18 protein-coding genes are annotated in these 23,281 nt (G+C 69.0%); 6 read left to right on the plus strand and 12 right to left on the minus strand.

Annotated features, from left to right (window positions below):
• Positions 1 to 29: 29 nt before the first annotated feature.
• Complete coding sequence (locus tag OAW74_RS15175; RefSeq protein WP_262875237.1) at positions 30 to 755, minus strand: SGNH/GDSL hydrolase family protein; 726 nt, start codon at positions 753 to 755, stop codon at positions 30 to 32.
• A gap of 86 nt (positions 756 to 841) precedes the next feature.
• On the opposite strand from OAW74_RS15175, the gene OAW74_RS15180 reads away from it, so the two are divergent.
• On the plus strand, positions 842 to 2,242 hold the full coding sequence (locus OAW74_RS15180) for a polysaccharide biosynthesis tyrosine autokinase (protein WP_262875238.1): 1,401 nt from the start codon (positions 842 to 844) through the stop codon (positions 2,240 to 2,242).
• Positions 2,223 to 2,828 carry an arsenate reductase/protein-tyrosine-phosphatase family protein gene (locus tag OAW74_RS15185; protein ID WP_262875239.1) on the plus strand — a complete coding sequence of 202 codons (606 nt, stop codon included), beginning with the start codon at positions 2,223 to 2,225 and terminating at the stop codon, positions 2,826 to 2,828. The genes OAW74_RS15180 and OAW74_RS15185 overlap by 20 nt, the downstream gene beginning before the upstream one ends.
• Here the strand turns inward: OAW74_RS15185 and OAW74_RS15190 are convergent.
• Complete coding sequence (locus OAW74_RS15190; protein ID WP_262875240.1) at positions 2,801 to 4,843, minus strand: endo-1,3-alpha-glucanase family glycosylhydrolase; 2,043 nt, start codon at positions 4,841 to 4,843, stop codon at positions 2,801 to 2,803. The two genes, OAW74_RS15185 and OAW74_RS15190, sit on opposite strands and share 28 nt — an antisense overlap.
• Positions 4,844 to 5,334: 491 nt before the next feature.
• Here OAW74_RS15190 and OAW74_RS15195 point away from each other — a divergent pair, with 491 nt between their 5' ends.
• The gene (locus OAW74_RS15195; RefSeq protein WP_262875241.1) at positions 5,335 to 10,815 is read left to right on the plus strand and encodes a CBM96 family carbohydrate-binding protein; all 5,481 of its coding nucleotides are present in this window, start codon (positions 5,335 to 5,337) and stop codon (positions 10,813 to 10,815) included.
• A gap of 157 nt (positions 10,816 to 10,972) precedes the next feature.
• On the opposite strand, the gene OAW74_RS15200 is transcribed toward OAW74_RS15195, so the two are convergent.
• Positions 10,973 to 12,244: a glycosyltransferase gene (locus OAW74_RS15200; protein WP_262875242.1), complete on the minus strand. Its 1,272-nt coding sequence runs from the start codon at positions 12,242 to 12,244 to the stop codon at positions 10,973 to 10,975.
• Positions 12,244 to 13,767 carry a sugar transferase gene (locus tag OAW74_RS15205; protein ID WP_262875243.1) on the minus strand — a complete coding sequence of 508 codons (1,524 nt, stop codon included), beginning with the start codon at positions 13,765 to 13,767 and terminating at the stop codon, positions 12,244 to 12,246. The genes OAW74_RS15200 and OAW74_RS15205 overlap by 1 nt, the downstream gene beginning before the upstream one ends.
• Positions 13,768 to 14,013: 246 nt before the next feature.
• Between OAW74_RS15205 and OAW74_RS15210 the strand changes: the two genes are divergently transcribed.
• From OAW74_RS15210 to OAW74_RS15220, 3 genes are read left to right on the plus strand one after another with little or no spacing between them, the layout of a single operon-like run.
• The gene (locus tag OAW74_RS15210) at positions 14,014 to 15,159 is read left to right on the plus strand and encodes a glycosyltransferase family 2 protein (RefSeq protein WP_262875244.1); all 1,146 of its coding nucleotides are present in this window, start codon (positions 14,014 to 14,016) and stop codon (positions 15,157 to 15,159) included.
• A 32-nt stretch (positions 15,160 to 15,191) separates the two neighbouring features.
• On the plus strand, positions 15,192 to 15,698 hold the full coding sequence (locus tag OAW74_RS15215) for a glycine cleavage system protein R (RefSeq protein ID WP_262875245.1): 507 nt from the start codon (positions 15,192 to 15,194) through the stop codon (positions 15,696 to 15,698).
• 60 nt (positions 15,699 to 15,758) lie between these two features.
• Positions 15,759 to 16,256 (plus strand): Lrp/AsnC family transcriptional regulator, encoded by a 498-nt coding sequence (locus tag OAW74_RS15220; protein ID WP_262875246.1) that lies wholly within the window; start codon positions 15,759 to 15,761, stop codon positions 16,254 to 16,256.
• Between the two features lie 18 nt (positions 16,257 to 16,274).
• Here the strand turns inward: OAW74_RS15220 and OAW74_RS15225 are convergent, their stop codons facing one another.
• The 8 genes from OAW74_RS15225 to OAW74_RS15260 all read right to left on the minus strand — a co-directional run bounded on the left by OAW74_RS15225 (position 16,275) and on the right by OAW74_RS15260 (position 22,973).
• A complete protein-coding gene (locus OAW74_RS15225; RefSeq protein WP_262875247.1) occupies positions 16,275 to 16,757 on the minus strand; it encodes an Lrp/AsnC family transcriptional regulator in 483 nt (160 codons plus the stop codon).
• A 22-nt stretch (positions 16,758 to 16,779) separates the two neighbouring features.
• Positions 16,780 to 17,511, minus strand: a complete 732-nt coding sequence (locus OAW74_RS15230; protein WP_262875248.1) for a 3-keto-5-aminohexanoate cleavage protein — start codon at positions 17,509 to 17,511, stop codon at positions 16,780 to 16,782.
• A 32-nt stretch (positions 17,512 to 17,543) separates the two neighbouring features.
• Positions 17,544 to 18,218: an RraA family protein gene (locus OAW74_RS15235; protein ID WP_262875249.1), complete on the minus strand. Its 675-nt coding sequence runs from the start codon at positions 18,216 to 18,218 to the stop codon at positions 17,544 to 17,546.
• On the minus strand, positions 18,215 to 19,021 hold the full coding sequence (locus tag OAW74_RS15240) for a carbon-nitrogen hydrolase family protein (protein WP_262875250.1): 807 nt from the start codon (positions 19,019 to 19,021) through the stop codon (positions 18,215 to 18,217). The genes OAW74_RS15235 and OAW74_RS15240 overlap by 4 nt, the downstream gene beginning before the upstream one ends.
• Before the next feature lie 70 nt (positions 19,022 to 19,091).
• On the minus strand, positions 19,092 to 20,162 hold the full coding sequence (locus tag OAW74_RS15245; protein ID WP_262875251.1) for an ABC transporter ATP-binding protein: 1,071 nt from the start codon (positions 20,160 to 20,162) through the stop codon (positions 19,092 to 19,094).
• A gap of 41 nt (positions 20,163 to 20,203) precedes the next feature.
• Positions 20,204 to 21,262, minus strand: coding sequence for an ABC transporter substrate-binding protein (locus OAW74_RS15250; RefSeq protein ID WP_262875252.1), 1,059 nt, complete (start codon positions 21,260 to 21,262; stop codon positions 20,204 to 20,206).
• 38 nt (positions 21,263 to 21,300) lie between these two features.
• Complete coding sequence (locus OAW74_RS15255; protein WP_262875253.1) at positions 21,301 to 22,089, minus strand: ABC transporter permease; 789 nt, start codon at positions 22,087 to 22,089, stop codon at positions 21,301 to 21,303.
• Entirely contained in the window at positions 22,089 to 22,973 is an 885-nt protein-coding gene (locus tag OAW74_RS15260; RefSeq protein ID WP_262875254.1) for an ABC transporter permease, read from the minus strand. The genes OAW74_RS15255 and OAW74_RS15260 overlap by 1 nt, the downstream gene beginning before the upstream one ends.
• Positions 22,974 to 23,281: the final 308 nt, after the last annotated feature.

Raw genomic sequence — 23,281 nt, forward strand, 5'->3', positions numbered from 1 at the left:
GACCGCGCACCCCTGGGCGGCGGCGTGGCTCAGGGCGCGAGTGCCTTCAGCACCGCCTGGGCGATCGCATCCTGCCCCGTCTTGTTCAGCGTTCCGGACTTGTCGATCTGGTCGGACTCGAGCGCGGGAGGGGCCAGAAGGCTGACGTACTCGACGTCGGCGGCATCGGCGGCGGCGCGCAGGACGCCGTCCGCCGCCAGTGCGACGGGGTCTGCCTGGTCGGTTCCCGCGGGGCCGACGGCCACGATGGTCACACCGGGGAGCCCGGCCGCCAGCGCGGCATAGGTCGCGGTCATGTCGTCGCGCACGACATCGGGGTCGGCATCGGCGTCGGCCGTCCCCGCCGCGATGATCACGACCGAGGCGCCGGAGGCGACCGCCTCTGGGACGCGATCGAGGATGCTGGGGCAGAAGTCCGATGAGCAGTCGTCGCCGTCGGGCCTCGTCGCGTAGCCGGCGTGCGCGGTCGACAGATCGACCAGTGTCCAGCCGTTCGCCTTGGCGACCTGAGCGGGCCACGTCGTGTCGTCTTCGTCGCTGCCGGATGCCGTGTGCTCATCGCCGAGGAAGGCCACGATCGCCGCACCCGGCTCCGCGCTCACGGCGTTGGGAGCTTCGCCCGCGCCGTCCGCGCTGCTGCTCGGCGAGACCGAGTACACCGCGTAGGCGGCGCACGCGGCGGTCACCGCAGCCAGCACTGCGACGAGGGCATAGCGCCACCAGCGGGTGCGGCCCTTGCGTGCGATCGGCGACATGCGCACTATCCTGACATAGCTCTCACACGGCGATGCGGCGGGGGGCGCCGCAATTCTGCCCGGTGAGACCGCGGAAGGGCATCGACGTGATTCGCTCCGAGACGTTCGCGACTCTCAAGGCGCGCTGGCTCACGATTCTGGTCTTCGTGCTGCTCGGGGTGCTGCTCGCGTCGCTGTACGTGATGTTCGCACCGCGTGAGTACAGTGCGAGCACACGACTGCTGGTGAGCGCCTCGACCGGCACCAACGGCTCGGACCTCGCGCAGGGCGGCACGTTCTCTCAGCAGCAGGCGCGCAATTACAGCAACATCGCGACGAGCGAGATCGTGCTGCAGCCCGTGATCGACGCGCTCGACCTGCAGCTGACGGTGACGGCGCTCGGGCGCAAGGTGTCGTCGACCATCCCCTTGAACACCTCGGTGATCCAGATCGAGGTCACCGACTCGTCTCCCGTGCGAGCCGCCGCGATCGCCAACTCTGTGACGACCAGCCTGGTCAACACGGTCGGGTCGCTCGTGCCGACCGATGCCGACGGGCGTTCGCTGGTCGGCGTCGACATCGTGCAGCGGGCGACGGTGCCCTCTCGCCCCTCGTCGCCGAACGCACTGATCGCCCTGTTCGCCGGGGCGGTCGGCGGCCTCGTCGCCGGCGTCGCCTACGTGATCATCGCCAGGCGCATCTCGTCGCGGGTGCGCACCGCCGCCGAGGCGCGACGACTCACCAATGCGCCGGTGCTGGGGACCATCCGATTCGAGAGCGACGTTCGCGAGCGCGCGGCGATGGCCGACATCAGCAGCAGGTCGGTGCGCGCGGAGGAGTACCGCCAGGTGCGAACCAACGTCGGTTTCCTGCAGATGGGCAACGCCCACAAGGCCTTCGCGATCACCTCCTCGGTTCCCGGCGAGGGCAAGAGCACGACGTCGGCGAACCTCGCGGCCAGCCTCGCCTCGATCGGGCGCTCGGTGTGCCTCATCGAGGCGGACCTGCGCAAGCCGTCGCTCGGCGGCTACCTCGACCTCGAGAGCAGCATCGGCCTGACCACGGTGCTCTCGGGCGACGCCGACTTGGACGACGCTCTGCAGACCTGGGGGTACTCCGGCCTGCAGGTGCTGCTCGCGGGGGAGGTGCCGCCCAACCCGAGCGAGCTGCTCAGTTCGCCGGCCGCCGCCGATCTCATTGCCACACTTCGAGCGCGATTCGAGATCATCATCGTCGACACCCCGCCGATCCTCCCGGTCACCGACGGCGCGATCATCGGCAACCTCCTCGGCGGGGTCATCCTCGTGATCGGCCTCGGCAAGGTCCGCGAGCGCGAACTCGCCGGCACGATCGAAGCGCTCACGGTCTCGCATACGCCGGTGCTCGGCACGGTTCTGAACATGGCCGCGAGCGAGCACACGCGTGCCTACGAGTACGGCTACGGGTCGACCGCGTCGCACGAGGCCAGGGAGGGTGCGGAGGCTCCGCGTGTCACGGCAGAGAGCTGAGCCTCACGGCATCCTCATCGTGTGCACGGCCAACCGTGCACGGTCGGTGCTGGCCGAGTTCGCACTGCGCGAGGCGCTGCGGGTGCGCGGGGTGGACTCGATCGCGGTGGAGTCTGCGGGAACGTGGGCGGTGCACGGCACGCCGCCGATGAGGCACGCCATCGAGGTTCTCGGCGAGCAGACCGCGGAACAGGCGGCGGCCTTCCGCTCGCGACCGCTGACCGCGGAACTGATCGAGAACGCGGGGCTGGTGCTGTGCGCCGAACGTGCTCACCGACCCGACGTCGTGCGTCTCGTGCCCCGTGCGCACCGGCGCACCTTCACGATCCTGCAGGCGGAGCGGCTCATTCCCGACATCCACCAGGATGTCGCCGTCGGCGACCCCGACATCGTGGTCGCGCTCGCCGCCCGATTGGCCGCCGCGCGCGGTGCGGGCGTGCCGTCGTCGGACGACGATGACATCGCCGACCCTGCCGGCGGTCCGCTGGCCGACTACGAGCGCGCCGGTGCCGCCATCGCTCGGGCGACGGCGGCGCTGGCGGACGCCCTGGTCGCAGGTCACCCGCGGCTGGTCGCCGCCCAGTAGAGCAGGTTCGTCACCTTCGGGGTCGACACCACGGTCGTCGACGTCGCCGCCGAGGCGACCGTCGCGCCCGATCGGGTCGCCGTGACCGAGACCTTGCCGGTCTGCAGCGGCACCGTGTGGGCGCTGAGGCCTGCGGGAGCGGAGATCGTGTAGCTGGCCGAACCCACCTTCACCGTGAGCGTCGCGGCGGAGGTCAGCATCGAGACCACCTCGACCGTGTCGCGCGGCTCGGTGAGGTTTCCGCCGAGCGTGGCGGAGAGGGTCGTCGGGGCGAGCTGGGCGACGGCCGAGGCCCGCTGCGACCGGTGCGTGAGGATCAGCTCGTCACCGGCCAGCTTGGGCGCACTCCCGGTCTTGAACCACGTGGCGTAGTACGCGCTCAGATCGAGGAACGCGTCGCCGTGCATCATCGACGGAGCGAACGAGGTCGCCTCGCTGTAGTCGTTCCACGTGATCAGCTGAGCGAAGTCCGCGCCGTTGTCGATGGCGCGCTTCCACGTCGCGCGGATGGTCTCGGTGTTGCCGGCCTCGGCGTAGACCCCCGACTTGTGGCGCACATCCTGCACGGCGATCGGCTCGATCCACTTCATGCCCAGATCGTGCGCGAGATCGGTGCGGTCGGTCGCAGCGCGCACCGAGTCGGGGGAGCGCTTGCCCCAGTTGCTCGCCGCGTAGGTGAACGGGGCGAACTCCCGCAGGTTCGCCTCACTCGAATCGAGGAACACGGCGACGAAGGCGACCGAGATGCCCTTGGCGGACAGCGCCGAGATCAGCTGCTTCCACCATGCGGCGCTTTTTCCCTCCGCCTTGAACGACGACAGCAGGACGCGACCGTCGGGCAGCTTGTAAGCGGCCTTGGAGGTGAGCATCGGGGCGATCGCGGTCGCGATGGCCGCCGGCGTCGACGAGACGACGTTCGAGGTGGCATCGATGTTCGGGATCACCGAGAAGCCGTCCTTGCGCGCTGCTGCGGCCTCGGTCAGGCCGAGGGTGCGATCCCAGTTGCCGCCGGAGAGCGAGAGCACGTCGACCATGAAACCGTCGACACCGGATGCGGCGGCCGCATCGATCTCGCTGGTGAAGTCCTTCTGCTCCCAGTCGCCCGACAGGGGCGAGCGGCCCTCCGGGCGGTCGCGCAGCAGGCCGCTGTAGGCGGCGTGCTTGCCGTTCTCGCCGTCGACCGTCAGGTAGTTGCGGGCGTAGTAGTCCGAATCGGGATCCGCGTTGTCGAACGAGACGGGATACGGCGGGAAGTAGTGCGCGAACACGTCACGCGAACTCGAGCCGACGGCGGGAACCGTGAAGGGCAGCTCAGAGGTCGAGACCGTCGGTGTGGTCGGCGTCGTGGGGGTCGCGGGCTCTTCGGGGTCTGCGGGAGCCGCGGCGCTCGCGGGAACGGTGTAGCTGATCGTCAGGGTCGGCGCCGACGACTTGAGGTTGAACAGGGTGCCGACGGCGCCCTGCGAGTAGCGCAGCTCGAACGAGGTCGTGGCGGTCTTCGAGATCGATGAGACGGAGCCGAACGGGATGCTGATCGTCTTTCCCGCGACGGCCTTGACGAGCGAGGAGTTCAGCTGCGCGTCCTGATGCGCGGGGCGCTTGGCGTTGGTGAGCGTCGCCGACGCCCACGACGACGACGCAGGGTGCACCAGCACGCCACCGCTCGTGGCCTTGGTCGATCGCACGTTCAGCGCGAGGGTCGCCGCCGTGATGGTCGCATCATCGGGCAGGGACGCCGTCGAGAACTTCAGGTAGCCGGCATCGGCGCCCTTGGTCACGCTGATGTAGGTCGAGTTGCTCTTGGCGGTCGTCGGCTGCCTGGTCGTCGTCCAGCCCGCATCCGAGGCGGTGAGCGTGACGGTGCGGGTCTGAGTCGTGGTGGCCGCGGACGCGACGGAGCCGCCGGCGAGTCCGGCCAGCACCAGGGCGATCGCAGCGAAGACGGCGAGCAGAACTCGAACCGGCGTGGCGTAGGGGAGGGGGAGGGCAGGGGTGTGGCCGTTGGGTGCGGTCATACGTTTCTTACATCCTTCGACGCGGCGCGGGGGCAGCTTGAGTCGGGGGTGGAGCATCGGGTGGGTCGATGGCGGCGGATCATAGCAGTCCGCGGCGAATCGATTTGACCATTCTGCGAGTCGCGAGGTCGCCAGGTCAAACCCAGACGCATGAGAAAGCGAGGAGAAAATCGCCGCCGGACCGGGGGATCCCTCTGCGGTCGGCATCCGCGGCCGCCCTGCCGCGCAGATTCTCCTATGCGGTTGGTCAGGAGTGTGCTAGTTTCTGCCGCGTACCGTGGTGCGCCCGTCTGGGGAGACAGGGCGCATTCGGTCTACCCGTGTCAGTGCAAGGGAACACTGCGCGGTTTGGGGAACTGGGGGGAACCGTGCGTACACGCATTGCTGCAAGCGTTGTGGCTGTCTTGGCTCTGGTGGTGGGGGCATTCGCCGCACTTCCGGCCACATCGGCACAGGCGCTGAGTCCGGGGCTGACATTCAGCGCAGACAACTTGCCGACCTGGCAGACCAACGGCGTCGTGCGCGCCCTGGCCTCGTCGCAGGGCAAGGTCGTCGCTGTCGGCGAGTTCACGCAGATCAGGCCGGGGAGCGGCCAGAGCGGATCTGCGCAGAACGTCGCCGGCCTGGCCATCTTCGACGCCGCGACCGGGCAGCCGGCGACGTGCCAGCTGCCCGCGGCCCTCACCGGCGGCACGGCGCGGCTGTACACGGCCGAAGCGTCGCCCGACGGCCAGACGGTGTTCGTCGGCGGAAACTTCAACAGCATCGGGGGCGTGGGGCGCACCCGACTGGCCGAGATCAACGTGAACACCTGCAGCGTCACGAGCTTCAGCGTCAGCGGAATCTCGTCGTTCGTCTACTCGCTCGAGGTCACCTCGGATGCCGTGTACTTCGGCGGCCTCTTCCAGACCGTCGCCGGACAGGACCGGCGCAGCTTCGCGAAGGTGAACCGGGCAGGCGTGCTCGATCAGAACTGGATCGCCGACGCCGTCGGCAACATGGAGACACGGCCCGAGCCGGGCATCGAGTGCCGCACGACGGCCGACGCCACCTCGCAGGGACGCGCCATCGAGATCTCGCCCGACGGCACGAAGCTGGTGCTCGGCGGTGCCTTCTACACCGTCAACGGAACCAACACGCACAGCATCGCGATGGTCGACGCTTCGACCGGCGCCGTCGTGAAGGCGTACCAGAGCAACCCCGCCAACTGGGGGGCATCCACCAACTTCATCCACCCCTGCTCGTTCACCAAGGCCATCGAGACCGACGGCACCTACTTCTACATCGGCAACGAGGGCAGCGGTGGCGGCGTCTTCGACGGCACGGCGAAGTTCAGCTGGTCGACGGGTGACCAGGTCTGGCGCGACACCTGCCTCGGCGCCGTGCAGGCGCTGCTGGTCAAGAACGGTCAGCTCTACCAGGCGCACCACCACCACGACTGCTCGTCGATGGGCGGCTTCCCCGACGGACGCCGCATCTATCTCAGCGCGACGAACACCGATGACGCCACCCAGAAGATGGTGGGCTGGTTCCCGACCCTCAACGACGGCACGGGCGAAGGCATCGGCGGCCGAGCGCTGACCGTCGCGAACGTCGGCGGCGCCGAGTACCTCTGGGTCGGCGGCGAGTTCACCAACGTCAACAGCGCGGCGCAGCAGGGTCTGACGCGTTTCAGCACGACCGACACCGGGGTGCCCGCCACTCCCGTGGTGAACGTGCGCGCGGTGACTCCGGGCGCCCTCCAGATCAGCGCCCGGTCGGTGGTCGACCCCGACGACGGCCCGCTGAGCTACATCCTGTATCGCAACAACGTCCAGCTCGGCGACCCGATCACGGCGACGTCGAACTGGTGGACGCGTCCGCAGGTGACGTTCGTCGACTCGACGGCGACACCGGGGACGACCTACACCTACCGGGTGAGGGCGGTCGATGCCGCCGGCAACCAGAGTGCGCTGTCGGCCTCGCGAACAGGCGTGGCCTCGGCGACGGCGTCGCCCTACGCCGACGAGGTGATCTCGGACAATCCGACTCTCTACTGGCGCTATGACGACTCCGGCACCTGGGTGATCGACAACTCGGGTCAGACCGGCAACGGCAAGAACGGCATCGCGCAGAACGGCGTCACCTACGACGCCGGAGCGCTGCCGGGTGACTCCAGCAGCAGCGCCGTGTTCGACGGGGCGAGCCAGTACATCTGGAACGACCAGATCTCGTACGGCCCCACCACCTATTCGATCGAGACGTGGTTCAAGACCACCTCGACGACCGGCGGCGTGCTCGTCAACTACGGCAACGGGCGTCCGCGCACCGACAACGGCAACGACACGATCAGCTCCAATTACGACCGCATGGTCTACATGGAGAACGGCACGGGCCGCGTGCGGTTCGGCATCTACGACGGCGCCGTGCGGACGCTGCGCACCGACAAGGCCTACAACGACGGCGTGTGGCACCACCTGGTGGCGTCGCAGGGCAGCTCGGGCATGCGCCTCTACATCGACGGCACCGAGGTCGGTCGCAACAACGTCACCACGAACCAGCAGTACTACGGCACGTGGCACGTCGGCGGCGACAACCTCAACTCGTGGCCCGAGAACGGATCCGGCAGCACCGCGACCCGCTTCTACGACGGTCAGCTCGACGAGACCGCCGTCTACGGATACGCCCTGACGCAGAACCAGGCGATCGCGCACTACGTCGCCGGTGGCGGCGAAGTGGACGTCAACGACGCGCCCGCCGACGCCTACGGGGCTTCGGTCTACAGCGACAACCCGAACTCGTACTGGCGCTTCGACGAGTCGAGCGGCTCGGTGGCGGAGGACTCCTCCTACATCGGCGCACGCGACGGCGTCATCGGCAGCGGGGTCAGCCGCATCACGGCGAACCTGAAGTTCCCGGGCGGCGCGCTGCAGACTCCCGGCTCGAACAACAACGGCACCGGAGTGGTGACGACCGGGCAGGTCTCGGCACCGTCGTCGTACTCGCTGGAGCTCTGGCTGAAGACCACGACCACCTCGGGTGGCAAGATCATCGGCTTCGAGAACACCCCGACCGGCAGTGGCAGCTCCTACGACAAGCAGCTCTACATGCTCAACAACGGCCGCCTCACCTACGGCGTCTACACGGGCAGCGTGCAGGCCGTGACGTCGTCGGCGTCGTACAACGACGGCGCATGGCACCACATCGTGGTGACGCAGGACTCGACCGGCATCAAGCTGTACGTCGACAACCTCCTGCGGGCGCAGAACTCGGTGACCAACAGCGAGACCGGCGACGGCTACTGGCGCATCGGCGGCGGCAACCTCAGCGGATGGCCCGACCGGCCCTCCAGCGACTACATCGCCGCGCAGTTCGATGAGGTCGCCATCTATCCGGCGGCGCTGACGAGCACCTCCATCGCGAACCACTACGTGCTCGCGCTGCAGGACAGCATCGCTCCGACGATCCCGACCGGGCTCACCCAGAACGGCACGACGTCTGCACAGCTGAGCTGGACGGCCTCGACCGATGCCAACGGGGTGGCGGGCTACCGGGTCTACCGGGGCACGACGGCCGACTTCACGGTCAGCCCGAGCGCCCTCGTCGGCGATGTCGCATCGCCGGCATGGACCGACCCGAACACGACGCCGAACACGCGCTACTACAAGGTCACGGCATACGACGCCGCGGGCAACGAGAGCGCGGCCAGTGGAAGCCTCGGGGTGACGATCGCCGACGTGACCGCGCCGAGCGGAGTCAGCGGCCTGGCAGCATCCGTCGCGGGCGACGACGTCGCCCTCACCTGGAACGCCAGCACCGACGACGTGGCAGTCGACCACTACGAGGTCTATCGCGGCACGACCGAGAACTTCTCGATCAGCGGGCTGACCCCGATCGCCAACACGGGATCGGCGGCCTACACCGACGTCGACGTCGCGGAGGGCACGTGGTACTACCGCGTGGTCGCCGTCGACGCCGCGGGCAACAAGAGCGGACCGGGGGCTTCGGCGCAGGCGATCGTCAACATCGACGACGAGGCACCGTCGACGCCGGGAGGCCTCGAGGGCACCGCGGCATCCGATGGCACCGTCGACCTCACCTGGTCGGCGTCCACCGACGATGTCGGGGTGGTCGGGTACCGGGTCTACCGCGGATCGACGGCGGGCTTCACGGCGAATGCCGCCAGCCTGGTCGCCGACGGGGTGACGGCCACCGAGTGGACCGACACCACCAGCTCGACGGGCACCCGCTACTACCGGGTCGCCGCATACGACCTGGCGGGCAACGTCAGCACGCCCACCGATTCGGTGGGGGTGACGGTGGCGGACACGACGGCGCCCTCGACTCCTGGATCGCTCACGGCGACCGCGGCGGGCACCGACATCGCCCTGCAGTGGCAGGCAAGCACCGACAACATCGCGGTCGACCACTACGCGGTCTACCGGGGCACGTCGGCCGGCTTCTCGATCAGCGGTCTCACGCCGATCGCGGAGCCCACGGCGACGACCTACACCGATTCGGGACTGGCCGACGGCACGTGGCACTACCGCGTGGTGGCCGTCGACGCCGCAGGCAACGCGAGCTCCGCGAGCACGTCGGCCTCGGCGACGATCGACACATCCGAGCCGGTGGAGCCGGTGACCCTCACGGCCAATGTCCTCGCGGACACGATGGTCGCGCAGGCCGCGGCGAACACCGTGTACGGCACGAGCAACCAGATCTCCGCGCGCAGCAGCTCGGGGGGCTCGGGCATCGAGTCGTACCTCAGGTTCGCCATCCCGGCGGCGCCGGACGGTCTTGAGTTGACGGGTGCGACCCTGCGCCTGACCACCTCGACCGACTCGACGGCCAACTCCACCGGTTCGCACCAGGTGTCGGTCATGACCGGCAGCTGGGCGGAGGCGACCACGACGTGGACCAACCGCCCGACGACCGGATTCGGATCGACGATCGGCACGCTGAGCGGTGCGACGGCGCTGAACACGACGTACACGGTCACCCTCGACGCGGATGCGCTGGCATCGCTCACCGGCACCGAGGTGTCGCTGGCGCTGCGCAGCACCTCCACCGACAACGTGCGGCTCGTGTCGAAGGAAGGCACCGGAACCACCCGGCGCCCGATCCTGACGCTCGAGTACACGCCGACCTCCACGCCCGACCCCGACCCCGAGCCCGACACGGTCGCACCGTCGACCCCCGGCTCGGTCTCGGGCACGGCGACGGCCGCGGGGGCGGTGACGGTCGACTGGTCGGCCTCCACCGACAACGTCGCCGTCACCGGGTACCGCGTCTACCGCGGCACGACGTCCGGGTTCACCGCGAACGCGGCGAGCCAGGTCGGCACCTCGACGAGCACGTCGTTCTCGCAGAGCGGGGTCGCCGTCGGCACGTGGTACTACCGCGTGGCCGCCGTCGACGCAGCCGGCAACGTGAGCGATCCGTCGTCCTCCGCAGAGGTCGTCGTGCCGGAGCCGGCCACCGAACCGGTGACCGTCTCGGTGGTCGCGTCGAAGGACGCGATGGTGGCGCAATCCGCCAGCGGGACCAATTACGGCACGGTCAACTATCTGTCGACCCGAGGCGGCACGTCGGGGCAGCTGCAGAGCTTCGTCTCGTTCGACCTGCCGGCGGCGCCGGCAGGGACGGTGCTGACCTCCGCCGTGCTGCAGTTGAGGACGACCACGGATGCGGCATCCGGATCGGCCGATCAGCACGCGGTCGCCCTGGTCTCGTCGAGTTGGACGGAGTCGACCCTGACCTGGGCGAACCGCCCCACCGCGACGGGAGCCTCGCTGGGCAACCTCAGCGGCCTCGTGAACGCGAACACGGCGTACTCGTCGACGCTCAACGCGGCGCCGCTGGCATCGCTGGTCGGCACGAACGTCTCGTTCGTGATCACCGACACCGGCTCCGACAACCTGCGGTTCTGGTCGAAGGACACGACGCAGACCGCCTACCGTCCGACGCTGGTGCTCACCTACAGCGCTCCCTGAGCGCGGACGAACGAGGGGCCCGGGGCGCGCAGCGCTCCGGGCCCCTCGTTCATGCTCCCTGACCTGCTTCTGACACGGGCCGAGCAAAGGCGAACGCGCGGGGACCCACGAAGGGTCCCCGCGCGCCGGCGTAGTCGCGTTGAGGGGGCGCTGCGGACTACGCCCTGGCGAGCGTGACCGGTACCGGAGCCCAGTCGGGCACCGGCACGCGCGCCGCGTTCAGCACACGGGTGAACTCGTCGATCGCCGCGCGCTGCGTCAGCAGGCGCTCGCGGTAGGCGCGAGCGGAGCGTCCATGCGTGCGCGCCGCTTCCGGGTCGAGGGCGAGGGCCTCGGCGGCGTTGAGCAGCGCCTCGGCGTCGTCTGCGCGGATGCAGGGACCTGCGTCGGCGGCGATCATCTCGTCGTAGGTGGTGCTGCGCTCGTCGACGGCCGCGATCACCGGCAGACCGGTCGCGAAGTAGGTCGTCATCTTGCTCGGCACCGACATCTCGGTCAGCCCAGGGCGCTCGTTGACCAGCAGCATGTCGGCCGAGGCGAGCACGGAGTGGAAGTCGTCGTCGCCGAGCGGATCGATGAACTGCAGGCGCGGGTTCGCGCCCATCTGCTCCAGCGCGGCCCGGCGGTTGCCGTCTCCGAGCAGTACGAATCGCACGCGCGATCCGCGCTCGGCGGCCAGCTGCGACGCGCGCACGACCGACTCGAGGCCCTGCTTGGCGCCCATGTTGCCCGCGTGCAGCACGACGACGTCGTCGGGCGCCCAGCCCATGGCGGCGCGCGTCTGCTCGCTGCGGCTGTCACTCATGTCCGGCACGTGCGACCAGTTGCGCACGACGTCGATCGGGGCACGCACGCCGAGCTGCTCGGCGAACATGCGACGGAAGCGGTCGTGGATCACGACGACGCGATTCGAGCCGTCGGCCAGTTGGCGCTCGCAGCGCGCGATGAGACCGGCACCCCTGCCCGCTCCGGCCTCTTTGACCCCGAGCGTGTAGATGTCCTGCACCCACGTGACCACGGGCACGCCCTTCAGGCGTGCCTTGATCCACGCCAGGCGTGAGGCGAGCAGCGCGGGACTGACGAGCACGACGACGTCGGCCTGCTCCCACGGCGTGAGCACGGCGCGCAGGCCGAAGGTCACCTCGTGCAGGGCGCGGGTGATCGTGTTGTGCCTGCTCGGCAGGTAGTGGTGGAGCCGATGCACGCTCACCCCGCGCATGCGCGATCGGGGTGGCGTGTCACGGTGCTCATCGGGCACTCGCCACCAGGGGTAGTGCGGATAGCTCGTGACGACCGACACATCCCACCCGCGTTCGGCGAGCCCCTCCGCCATGCCGGCGGTGTAGGGGCCGATGCCGGTGGGCTCGGGAGCGTAGTTCACGCCGACGAACAGGACCGAGGCTGCGTGGTCGCGTCGCGTCGCGCGCATCAGTACGCCCCCTCCGGCTTGACCATGGCCTTGGCGGTGCGCCACATGATGATGAGATCCCCCGTCACCGACCAGTTCTCGACGTAGCGCAGATCCAGTCGCACGCTCTCTTCCCAGTTGAGGTCGCTGCGCCCGCCGATCTGCCAGGCGCCGGTGATCCCGGGCTTGAGGTACAGCCGCCGGAAGAGGGTGCCGTCGTAGGTCGTCACCTCCTGCGGCAGGGGAGGCCGCGGCCCCACGACGCTCATCTCGCCCACCAGCACGTTCCAGAACTGCGGCAGCTCATCGAGCGAGAATCGACGGAGGATGCGGCCGACCCTGGTCACGCGCGGATCCTGCTTGAGCTTGAACAGGGGGCCGGCACCATCGTTGTCGCCGAGCTCGGCGAGGCGCTGTTCGGCATCGACCGACATGGAGCGGAACTTCAGGATGTCGAAGGCGCGGCCGTCGCGGCCGATACGGCGCTGGCGGAAGAAGACGGGGCCGCGGTCGTCGAGGGCGACGGCGATCGCCACGAACGGCAGCACGAGCGCCACCACCGCCATTCCGGCCAGGCCCACCACGAGGTCGAGGGCCCGCTTGAAGGCGTACGACGACCCCTCGAACGTCGGGATCTCCACCTGGACGAGCGGCAGACCCTCGACAGGGCGCAGGGTCATCCGCGGGCCGGCGACGTCGGCCAGCGGGCTCGAGAGCACGAGCTCGGCCGCTGTTCCCTCCAGTCGCCAGGCCAGCCGCTTGAGATAGTCGGAGTCGCCGTCAGGAGTGCTCGCGACGATCACGGCGTCGGCGCTCAGCTGAGAGGCGACCAGGTGTGCGCGGTCGGACCCCGCGAGAACGGGGAAGAGCTCGCCGTCGAGCGGAATCGCTCCGTGCGCGTCGTCATCGAGTGCGACGCCGACGACCTTGTAGCCCAGCAGCGTGTTCTCGTGCAGCGTGCGGATGACGTACTCGACGTCGCGCCTGCGGCCGACCACGACGGCGCGCGAGACGAACCGGCCCGAAGTCCGCTGCCGCAGCAGCCAGCGCCGCTGAAGCCAGCGGCCGAACACCAGACCGCCCATTCCGGCCGGCAGCGCCACCAGCAGCTGCATCCGCAGCCCCTGCGACTGCAGCAGCACGAACCCGATCGCGGCGATCCCGAACGCCATGCCTGTGGCGTGCACCACACGGCGGTACTCCGCAGCGCCGTGCCCGTGCAGACGCGGGTCGCGCGTCTGGAACACCCAGAGCATCAGCATCCAGATGACGACCGTCGCCACGAAGGCATGGCCATAGACCAGCGCTGCATCGGTGCGCACGACCTGGCCACCGATCAGCTGCAGCCAGGCGGCCGACGCCGAGGCGAGCAGCACCGTGACGGTGTCAGAGAGCACCAGCCGGTGGCGGTAACTGCGCTGCCACGCTTTTCTGCGCTCGATCGCCGGCGCGGTGCGCGGCGTGACGAACGTGGCGGGAACGCCGGCCAGGCGCGCAGGCGCGACCGTTGCCGAGATCCCCCCCGGATCTGCAAAAGTAGTCATCGGCGCCGCCGTTCAACGAACGACGAAGCCCGCGGCGTGCGCAGCATCGTTTCCCCAGTGACGAACTTCCGCAATATCCCCCATTGCGGAGATCACTGGTCGCCAGACGCGCCCGCGTTTTCCCCCACGAGCTTCTGCGTCTCCGAACCGCGACCAGAAGATCAAGGCCACTGTATTGCGAAACAGCGGTGTCGGTCTAGTGTCTGCACGGTAAACGGAAAGATTCCCGTGGGACGATGGAGCACGATGCGCCTGACCATCATCGTCCCCACCTTCAACGAGGCCCCCAACGTGCCGGAGCTCGTGCGCCGCACGTCGGCCGCGTTGGCCGGCATCGATGCCGAGATCCTCTTCGTCGACGACAGCACCGATGGGACGGCGGATGCGGTGCGCACCGCATCCGGGGCGGCTCCGCTTCCCGTGCGGGTGATCCACCGCGACGCGCCCCGCGGCGGGCTCGGCGGGGCCGTCCTCGAGGGGTTCGCCGCGGCCGCGGCCGACCTGTGCCTGGTGATGGACGGCGATCTGCAGCATCCGCCGGAGAAGATCCCCGAGATGCTGGAGCGCTTCGAACGAGGCGACGTCGACGTCGTCGTCGCCTCGCGCTACGCGGGCGGCGGCACGGCGCATGGCCTCGCCGATCGCACGCGGGTGTTCGTGTCGAAGGTGTCGACGGCTCTGACCAGGGCGATGTTCCCGATCCGGCTTCGGACGGTCACCGATCCGATGACCGGGTTCTTCCTCGTGGACCGGCGCCGCCTGGACCTCGCGACCCTCAAGCCACGCGGGTTCAAGATCCTGCTCGAGATGCTCGCTCGCCAGAACCTCTCGGTCGCCGAGGTGCCGTTCGACTTCGCCGATCGGCATGCCGGCGAGTCGAAGGCCTCGCTGCGGCAGGGACTGCACTTCATGACGCAGCTGACGGCGCTGCGGTTCGGCAAGATGTCGCTTTTCGCCGTGATCGGCGGCGTCGGCGCGCTCGCGAACGTCGCGATCGTGTGGGCGCTCACCCACTGGGGTGTGGACTACATCGTCGCGGCGATCATCGCCGCCGAGGCCACCATCATCGGCAACTTCGTGCTGCAGGAGCGGTTCGTCTTCGCCGACATGCGCGGTGAGGCGTCGGGGGTGTGGGCGCGGTTCGCGAAGTCGTTCACGTTCAACAACGCCGAGGCTGCGATCCGCATCCCGATCATCGCGGTGATGGTCGAGAGCTGGCACTTCTCGGCGGTCGTGGCCACCGCCCTCACGCTCGTCGTGGCCTTCGTCGTGCGCTTCGTCTTCCACTCGCTCGTCGTGTACGCGCCGCGGGGGCCGGGCCAGGAGGTCAGCACCGCTCGGCACCTCGTCGAAGAGCTCGACGCGCAGGCGACGGCACCCGGAGAGCTGTAGGCGGCGACGCGCCCCCTGGGTACGCTCGGACCGTGAGCACCCTCATCCTGACCGTCATCGGAGACGACCGCGCGGGTCTCGTCGCGGCCGTCGCGCAGATCGTCGACACGCACGGCGGCAACTGGGAGCGCAGCCAGCTGGCCGAGCTCGCGGGAACCTTCGCGGGGGTGATCGAGGTCGCCGTGCCGGAGGCGCGCTCGGCCGAATTGCAGGAGGCTCTCGGCGCCCTCGAGGGCACCCTGACGGTGTCGGTGCGCACGGGCCTCGGCGAGGTCGACGAGCCGCGGCGCCAGGTGACGCTGACGGTGCTCGGCAACGACCACCCCGGCATCGTGCGCGACATCTCGGCGGCCCTCGGCGCCCACGACGTGAGCATCGATCATCTCGAGACACGCACGAAGGATGCCGCCATGTCGGGCGGGCGCCTCTTCGAGGCGACGGTGCTGGCACGCGTGCCCGCGGGCGCCGACCTCACCGTGCTGCAGGCGGTGCTCGAAGAGCTCGCCGCCGAGATCCAGGTGGACGTCTCGGTGGCCTGAGGCGGCGGCATCCGGGAGGGTCGGGTGTCGTCGGGCTCCCCGGCGCGCGAGACTGGTCTTGTGGACCCGCTACTCGCCGACGACATCGATCGCCGCATCATCGATCAGCTTCGCGTCGACGGGCGCCGTTCGTTCGGCGAGATCGCACGCAACGTCGGACTCAGCGAGGTGTCGGTGCGCTCGCGATACAACCGCCTGCGCGATCTGGGTGTCGTGCAGGTGGTGGCGATGCCCGACCCGATCCGCATGCAGCAGGTCGAGTGCCACCTCCTGATCCGCGTGCGGGACGTGGGTGTCGAAGTGGTCGCGAACCACCTCGCCAAGCACCCCGAGGTCAAGTTCATCGCGGCGACGCTCGGCGAGTTCGACCTGGTCGTCGATGTGCGCTTCGAGACGAACGAGGCGCTCTCGCAGTTCCTGCACACCGAGCTGCGCCGCATCCGCGGGATCGATCGTGTCGAGACGTCGGTGGTCCTGGAGAACCTCAAGGACAGCTATCTGTGGGAGGGGTTCCGGGAGCGAGTGGGCCGGCGCCCGCCGGGCGAAGCCGGCGACTGAGGCGGCAGAGGGCGACGGCTATCGCCCCGTCTGCTCGGGCGACTCGACCTGACCTGCGGCGCCGCGCAGCCCGATCCACGAGTAGTCCTTGTAGAGCTCGGTGAGCAGATGCGTGTGCACCTCGGCGACCCCCGGCACGCGGCGGACTTCGTCGACGAGTGAGCGCACGGCCGGCAGATCCCGGCACGTCGCCTCGACGTAGATGTCGTGCGCGCCCGCGCACAGCGAGACGTGGTTGACGGCGCCGATCTGCACGAGATCCCTGGCAACCGACCGGGGCGTGTGCTCGCGCACATCGATCATCAGCCGCAACGGCTGGTGGCCCATCGTGAGCGGGTTGCACAGCGCGACGATCTTCATGACGTCGGCGCGCTGCATCCGCGCCACGCGACCCCGCACGGTCGCCTCGCTGACCTCGAGCTGCGCGGCGATCGACGTGTATGCGCGGCGCCCGTCGCGATTGAGCGCCTCGATGATCCTGCGATCGATCTCGTCTGTCATCCGCGCCCTCGTGCTGCTCCCCTCAGGAAGTGTACGCCGTGGCCATCGCGCGGGCCGTGCGGATCATCGGCACATTCCCGTCGGCTGCGCCGTCGGGGAGCACCAGCACATCCTCGAGCCCGACGCGCGTCTGCACGCCGTCCTCGATGGCGGCGGCGATCACCGGCCACGCGGTCTGGTCGGCCCCGTGGTAGAGGATCGAGCACGTGACGCCGGCGCCGCGCAGCATGGCGGCGATGGCGCGGCACTCTTCGACGGCGACGTCGGGATCCTCCACTTCGGGCTCGATGAGGATGCGCACATTCTCGTGCAGAGTGTCGGCTGCGAGGAGGGCAGGCACATCCTCGCGCGACCAGACGGCGCTCTCGAGCACCATGCCCTTGCTCAGCACCAGGCGGGCCGCCTCGGCGGCGCCCTCCTCCGAGAACGCGACCGACGCGAAGTCGGGAAGCGCGTCCTCCGGCCAGGCCGCGAGCAGCCGCATCCGGTCGTCATGCCCATCGCACGTCCACAGGCCCGTGGTGGTGCCGACGATGATCGAGGAGTCGTGCGCTCGGATGGCGCGGATCATCGCGCCGATGTCTTCGGGGTCGATCGTCTGCGAGCCGTCGGGGCGGCGCGCATGGGCGTGCACGATGTCTGCCCCGGCGGCCACGGCCGCCGCGGAGGCACGCGCGATCTCCTCAGGGGTCAGCGGGACGGTGGGCGCCTCGTCGCGGGTGCGCCCGCCGTTGATGGCGGCTTTGAGGAACATCGTTGGAATCTCTTTCGCTGTCGTCGGTAAGGTCAGTCAGCGGCGGCGAGGGCGCGCGCCGTGGCGGTCGCTCCGGTCTCGTCGCCCAGGCGGGCGCCCTGACGGATGGCGGCGACGAGTTCGGGTTCCTCCGCGTCGTCGGCCAGAGCGATCTCGATGATGTTCTGCAGCACGGATTCCGGGGCGAACAGCAGCCCGTTCGCGTCGCCCAGGACGATGTCTCCCGGGCGCACCCCGACACCACCGGCGACGATCGGAACGTTGACCCCGCCGCCGTCCAACCCCTGAAGCTTGGTCGTCAGCACGCTGCGCCCATAGGCGTAGACGGGGATGCCGAGCTCTGCGATCTCTTCGCAGTCGGTGATGACGCCGTCCACGATGATGCCGGCGGCCCCCGCGGCCGCGGCGGCCGCAGCGACGACGAAGCCGACGGGTGCATGGCGGCGGTCTCCGCCGGTCTCGACGACGAGCACATCACCGGGGCGCAGGTCGCTGACGGCGTGGTGCAGCAGTGTGGAGTCGGTCGGCAGAGTGCGAACCGTGACGGCGGGGCCGACGACCTTCGCGGTCCCGACCTCGCGACGCAGCGTCGGGTCGGCGAAGCCCTCTTCGAGGTAGTGGCCGAGCGTCGGGAACGAGAGGTCCGCGATCTTGGCACGCAGGGCGTCGTCGAGCGCCGAGGGCAGTGGATTGAGGGTGACGTTCACGAGGCCTCCGTGACTTCGTAGGTGAGGCGGATGCGGCGGTTGGCGAGGGCCGGCAGGGTCTGACGCACCGCCGAGGTGCGAGCGGTGTCGATGTCGGCCACGGCGACGGCGGCAGCGTCTTTGCCCAGGTCGGCGACGACCAGACCCAGCGGATCGATGAGGGAGCTGCGCCCGATGCACTCGTCGGTGATGGTGCCGGCCGCGGCGAGCCACACCGTGTTCTCGATCGCGCGGGCGCGCAGCAGGGTCGTCCAGTGGTCCTCTTTGTGAGGGCCGTCGACCCATGCCGCCGACACCGAGAGCACGTCGGCTCCGCTGTCGACCAGATGACGCGCGAGCTCGGGGAATCGGATGTCGTAGCAGTTGATGAGGCCGACGCGCACGCCGTCGATCTCCACGACCGGCGGCAGCTCCGCGCCGGCGGTGACGTAGCCCGACTCCTGGTAGGCGAAGGCGTCGTACAGGTGCAGTTTTCGATACTCCGCGATGACGGCGCCGGCATGGTCGACGCAGACGAGAGTGTTGTGCGGGCGTGAGGTGCCGTTGGGTTCGTAACCGCCGGCGATGACGGCGATGCCGTGTTCGACCGCGAGGCGGGCCAGCAGACCGATGAACTGCGGCCAGACCTCGGCGACGACCTCGTGAAGCGGCAGGTCGTGCCCGTCGGTGAGCATCATGGCCTCTTCAGGGAAGACGACCAGCTGCGCGCCGTCGCGTGCGGCGTCGGCGGTCAGCTGCGCGATGGTGAGCGCGTTGGCGGTGTGGTCCTTTGTGGGTCCGAATTGGGCGACAGCGATGCGCACGAGGATTCCTCTCGGGGTGATGCGGGGGGGGGGGGGAAGAGGGGGGAAGAGGGATGCCGGATCGCCCGGCTCAGGCGGCCAGGCCGCGGGCGTGCTCCGCCCGCCACGAGACCCACGCCGGTGAGCCCGCAGACAGCGCGGTGAGAGTGGAGTCCAGATCGACGGCGGGCACCGCGACGACGACGTGGGCAGCCCCACCCAGGTCGACGCCGAATCGCCAGACGTCTCCGGTGTAGACCATCTCGGTGATGGTGCCGGCCAGGGCGCCGGGCTCGGCGCCGGCGGTGATGCGGATGCGCTCGGGGCGGATCGCGACGCCGATGGGCGTGCCGTCGGGGATGTCGCCGATGAGGGTCGCCGGCACGGGACCGAGGCCGGGCACCGCTGCCTGTCCGACGGTCGCGACCGCATCGAAGACGTTGCAGCTGCCGATGAAGCCGGCGACGAAGCGCGAGGCGGGGTGCTCGTAGATGTCGCGGGGCGTGCCGACCTGCAGCACCGAGCCGGCCGACATGACCGCGATGCGGTCCGACATCGTCAGCGCCTCCTCCTGATCGTGGGTGACGTAGATGAAGGTGATGCCGACCTCGCGCTGCATCCGCTTCAGCTCGATCTGCATCTCTTTGCGCAGCTGCAGGTCGAGGGCGCCCAGCGGCTCGTCGAGGAGCACCACAGCGGGGCGCCCGACGACCGCTCGTGCGAGTGCGACCCGCTGGCGCTGACCGCCTGACAATTCGGAGGGCTTGCGGTCGCCCAGGTGACCGAGGCGCACGAGCTCGAGCGCCTCGGTCACACGGGTGTGCAGCTCCGCCTTGGCGACGCGATGCGAGCGCAGCTCGAACGCGACGTTGTCGAACACGGTCAGGTGCGGGAACAGTGCGTAGCTCTGGAAGAGCATGTTCAGGTCGCGCTTTCTGACCGGCACATCCTGCACAGGAGCCCCGTCGAGCTCGATCACACCGTCGGTTGGCGTCTCGAATCCGGCGATCATGCGCATGAGGGTCGTCTTGCCGCATCCCGACGGGCCGAGGATCGAGAAGAACTCGTTCGTGCCGATCTCCAGGTCGAGGGGATTGACGGCCACGGCATCGCCGAAGGACTTGGTGACGCCGGTCAGGCGGATCGCTGGTGCGGAGGTCATGAGGGGCTCCTGGCTGGGTGTCGAAGGACGCGGGAGAGCGGTCAGGAGGCCTTGACGCGCGTCCAGCCGTCCTGGAAGTAGCTCATGGCCTCGCCCGGGTCGACGATGAAGTCGGCCGCGTCGAGCTGGTCTGCCGGCGCGAAGATCGCGGGGTTGTCGAGGAGGCTCTCGTCGGTCACGAACTCCAGCGCCGCCTCGTTGGTGGTCGCCAGCGATCCGTCGTTGGTGGCCATCGCAGCGATCTCGGGACGCAGCGTGAAGTTCAGCCACTCGTATGCGGCGTCGCTGTGCGGCGCGTCGGCGACGACCGAGAAGCTGTCGGTCCACAGCGTCCCGCCCTCTTCGGGCAGGATGTAGCGCAGGCTGGGGTTGTCGGCGAGGGCGCCGGCGACCGACGAGCCGCCCCACGCGAGCGACATGCAGGCGTCGCCGGCGGAGACCAGGTCGTAGTAGTTGGTCGAGTTGTACCCGGCCAGCAGCGGCTTCTGATCGATGAGGGTCTGCGTGGCGGTCTCGATCTCGTCGGGGTCGGTCGAGTCGGCGCCGAAGCCGTTGACCTGCAGGCCGACGATGTACGACGCGAGCATGTTGTCGAGCATGTAGATCTTGCCCGCGTACTTCTCGTCGAACATCGACTTCCAGCTGGTGAGCTCCTCGCCCGTGCAGTCGATGTTGTAGAGCAGGCCGGTCGAGCCCCAGATCCACGGGACGGCGTGCTCGTTGCCCGGGTCGTAGGCGGGGTCGACGAACTTGGTCTGGATGTTCTCGGCGCCCTCGATCTGGTCGTAGTCGATCGGCGCGATGAGCTCCTGGCCCACCAGCAGCTGCACGGCGTACTGGCTCGGCTCGACGATGTCGTAGCCGGAGTTGCCGGCGGCCAGCTTCGAGATCATCGTCTCGTTCGAATCGAACGTGTCGACGGTCACCGAGATGCCCGTCTCGTCTTCGAATGCCGCGACGACGCTGTCGGGGATCTCGCCCGCCCACGCGTAGATGTTGAGCTCGGTCGAAGCGCCGTCGGCGCTGTCGGTGCCTCCCGCGCATGCGGTGAGCGCGAGCAGCGGGACGACCCCGAGTGCAATGGCTGCGGACTTCCTCATGGTGCTTCCTTTCGGGTGGGTGGTGCAGGCGCGGGTGGTCACGACGTCTTCGCTCCGCCGGCGAGGATGCGGCGCATCTGCGCCACCCCGACGATGAAGATGAGGGCGACGGTCGCGACGATCAGCAGGGTTCCGAGTGCGTTGATCTCGGGGGTGATGCCGGTCTTGAGCATCGAGTAGATGCGCAGCGGCATGGTGGTCGAGCCGACACCGCTCGTGAAGGTCGAGATCACGATGTTGCTGAACGAGGTGGTGAACGCGAGCAGGAATGCGGCGATCACCGACGAGCGCATGAGGGGGAACAGCACGCGAGTGAACGTCGTCCACGGGGTGCAGCCCAGGTCGGCGGCGGCCTCGGGCAGGCTCGGGTCGAGGGTTCCGAGGGCGCCCATCAGGATGAGGGTCGTCAGCGGCAGGCACACCACGATGTGGCCGAGCACGACGGTGGGGATTCCCAGCGGCAGCTCGACGGTCGAGAAGACGGTCAGCAGGGCGGCGCCGAGCACGATCTCGGGCAGGATCAGCGGCACGAGCACGACGCCGAGGAAGAAGATGCGTCCCCGTACGCGATAGCGCGTGAGCCCGAGCGCCGACAGGAAGCCGATCGCGGTCGAGATGATGCCGGTCAGCACGCCGACGATGAGGCTCACCTGCAGTGCCTGCATCAGGCCGCGGTCCTGGAACAGCTCGGCATACCAGCGCAGACTGAATCCACCCCACGCGCGTGACGAGTTGGCGGCGTTGAACGAGTACACGATCACCGTGAAGATCGGCACGTAGAGGAAGACGAAGACGAGCTTGGCGATCCATCCGACGAGGCGGTCCATCATGCCTTCCTTCTGCGCAGCCCGAGCAGGCCGCCCACGATCGCGATCGAGATGATCATCAGAACGAGGACGACCATCGACACCGCTGCCCCCATCGGCTGATTGCGGAACTCCGTGTACAGGGTCACGATCAGGTTCCCGACCAGCAGCTCCTTGCCCCCGCCGAGCAGCACGGGGATCACGAAGACACCGAGCGTCGGCACGAAGGTCAGCAGAGACGCTCCGAGGATCCCGGGGGCGCTGAGCGGAACGAACACCCGCCCCTGCGTCTGCCACCATCCGGCGCCGAGGTCGGCGGCGGCCTCCTTCAGTGACGGATCGATTCCGCGCATCGACGCGTAGATCGGGAACACCGCGACCGGCAGGAAGGCGTACAGCAGCGACATGACGACGGCGCCCTGGCTCGGGACGAGTGTGCCGACGTCGAGTCCGATCAGATCCAGGAAGCCGACGATCGGACCTCCCGACCCGAGCAGCGTGATCCATGCGAACGTGCGCACCAGGAAGTCGGTCCAGAACGGGATGATCACCAGCAGCAGCAGAACAGGCTGCCTCCGGGCCGGCTGGGAGACGATGTAGTACGACACGATGTAGCCGACGATCAGGCAGACGATCGTGTTGAGCGCGGCCATCCCGAGGCTGTACCACAGCGTCTTGGAGTACACGGGGTCGGTCAGCGCGAGGTAGTTCTCGAGCGTCCAGCCGCCCTGCACGGCTCCGTAGACATCGACCTCCGCGAAGCTGTTCCTGGCGACGACGAGAATCGGGATGATCGCGAAGAGCAGCACGAACAGCGCGCCCGGCAGGAGCAGCAGCCCCGCCCACATCGTGTCGCGCCGCGATCGGCGCGACAGGCTGTTCGTCGTCGTGATTGCTTGAGTCACTCGTCATCCACCTCCTTGCTGCTTCGGGTGATGTCCATCCTGAAGTCGCCGATCGGGGAGCGGAACACGGTTGCACTTCGAATCGCACCGCCCGCGTGTTTCATTTGTGCGCGAATCGCAACGGGCGTGCGCGTCCCGAGGGGCTCGCGATGTCGCGTCGGGCGTCGCGCGTGTTTCCCGGCTGTTTCCTCGGCGCTCGGGTGCGCTCCTTCCAGGACCGCGCGCGTGCGCGGGTGCCGCACCGGGTCGACGAATCGCGTCGCAGACCGACGTGTGCACAGATGCGTTTCGCATTCCGGCATCGACGG

It is taken from the genome of Microbacterium fluvii, from assembly GCF_025515205.1.
Taxonomy (GTDB): Bacteria; Actinomycetota; Actinomycetes; order Actinomycetales; family Microbacteriaceae; genus Microbacterium; species Microbacterium fluvii.

Bases quoted from the DNA above. Each gene is read 5' to 3' on its own strand.
- OAW74_RS15200 (WP_262875242.1), bottom strand. From the start codon at position 12,244: ATGCGCGCGACGCGACGCGACCACGCAGCCTCGGTCCTGTTCGTCGGC.
- OAW74_RS15210 (WP_262875244.1), top strand. From the start codon at position 14,014: ATGCGCCTGACCATCATCGTCCCCACCTTCAACGAGGCCCCCAACGTG.
- OAW74_RS15230 (WP_262875248.1), bottom strand. From the start codon at position 17,511: ATGTTCCTCAAAGCCGCCATCAACGGCGGGCGCACCCGCGACGAGGCG.
- OAW74_RS15255 (WP_262875253.1), bottom strand. From the start codon at position 22,089: ATGGACCGCCTCGTCGGATGGATCGCCAAGCTCGTCTTCGTCTTCCTC.
- OAW74_RS15225 (WP_262875247.1), bottom strand. From the start codon at position 16,757: ATGACAGACGAGATCGATCGCAGGATCATCGAGGCGCTCAATCGCGAC.
- OAW74_RS15205 (WP_262875243.1), bottom strand. From the start codon at position 13,767: ATGACTACTTTTGCAGATCCGGGGGGGATCTCGGCAACGGTCGCGCCT.
- OAW74_RS15245 (WP_262875251.1), bottom strand. From the start codon at position 20,162: ATGACCTCCGCACCAGCGATCCGCCTGACCGGCGTCACCAAGTCCTTC.
- OAW74_RS15190 (WP_262875240.1), bottom strand. From the start codon at position 4,843: ATGACCGCACCCAACGGCCACACCCCTGCCCTCCCCCTCCCCTACGCC.
- OAW74_RS15175 (WP_262875237.1), bottom strand. From the start codon at position 755: ATGTCGCCGATCGCACGCAAGGGCCGCACCCGCTGGTGGCGCTATGCC.
- OAW74_RS15250 (WP_262875252.1), bottom strand. From the start codon at position 21,262: ATGAGGAAGTCCGCAGCCATTGCACTCGGGGTCGTCCCGCTGCTCGCG.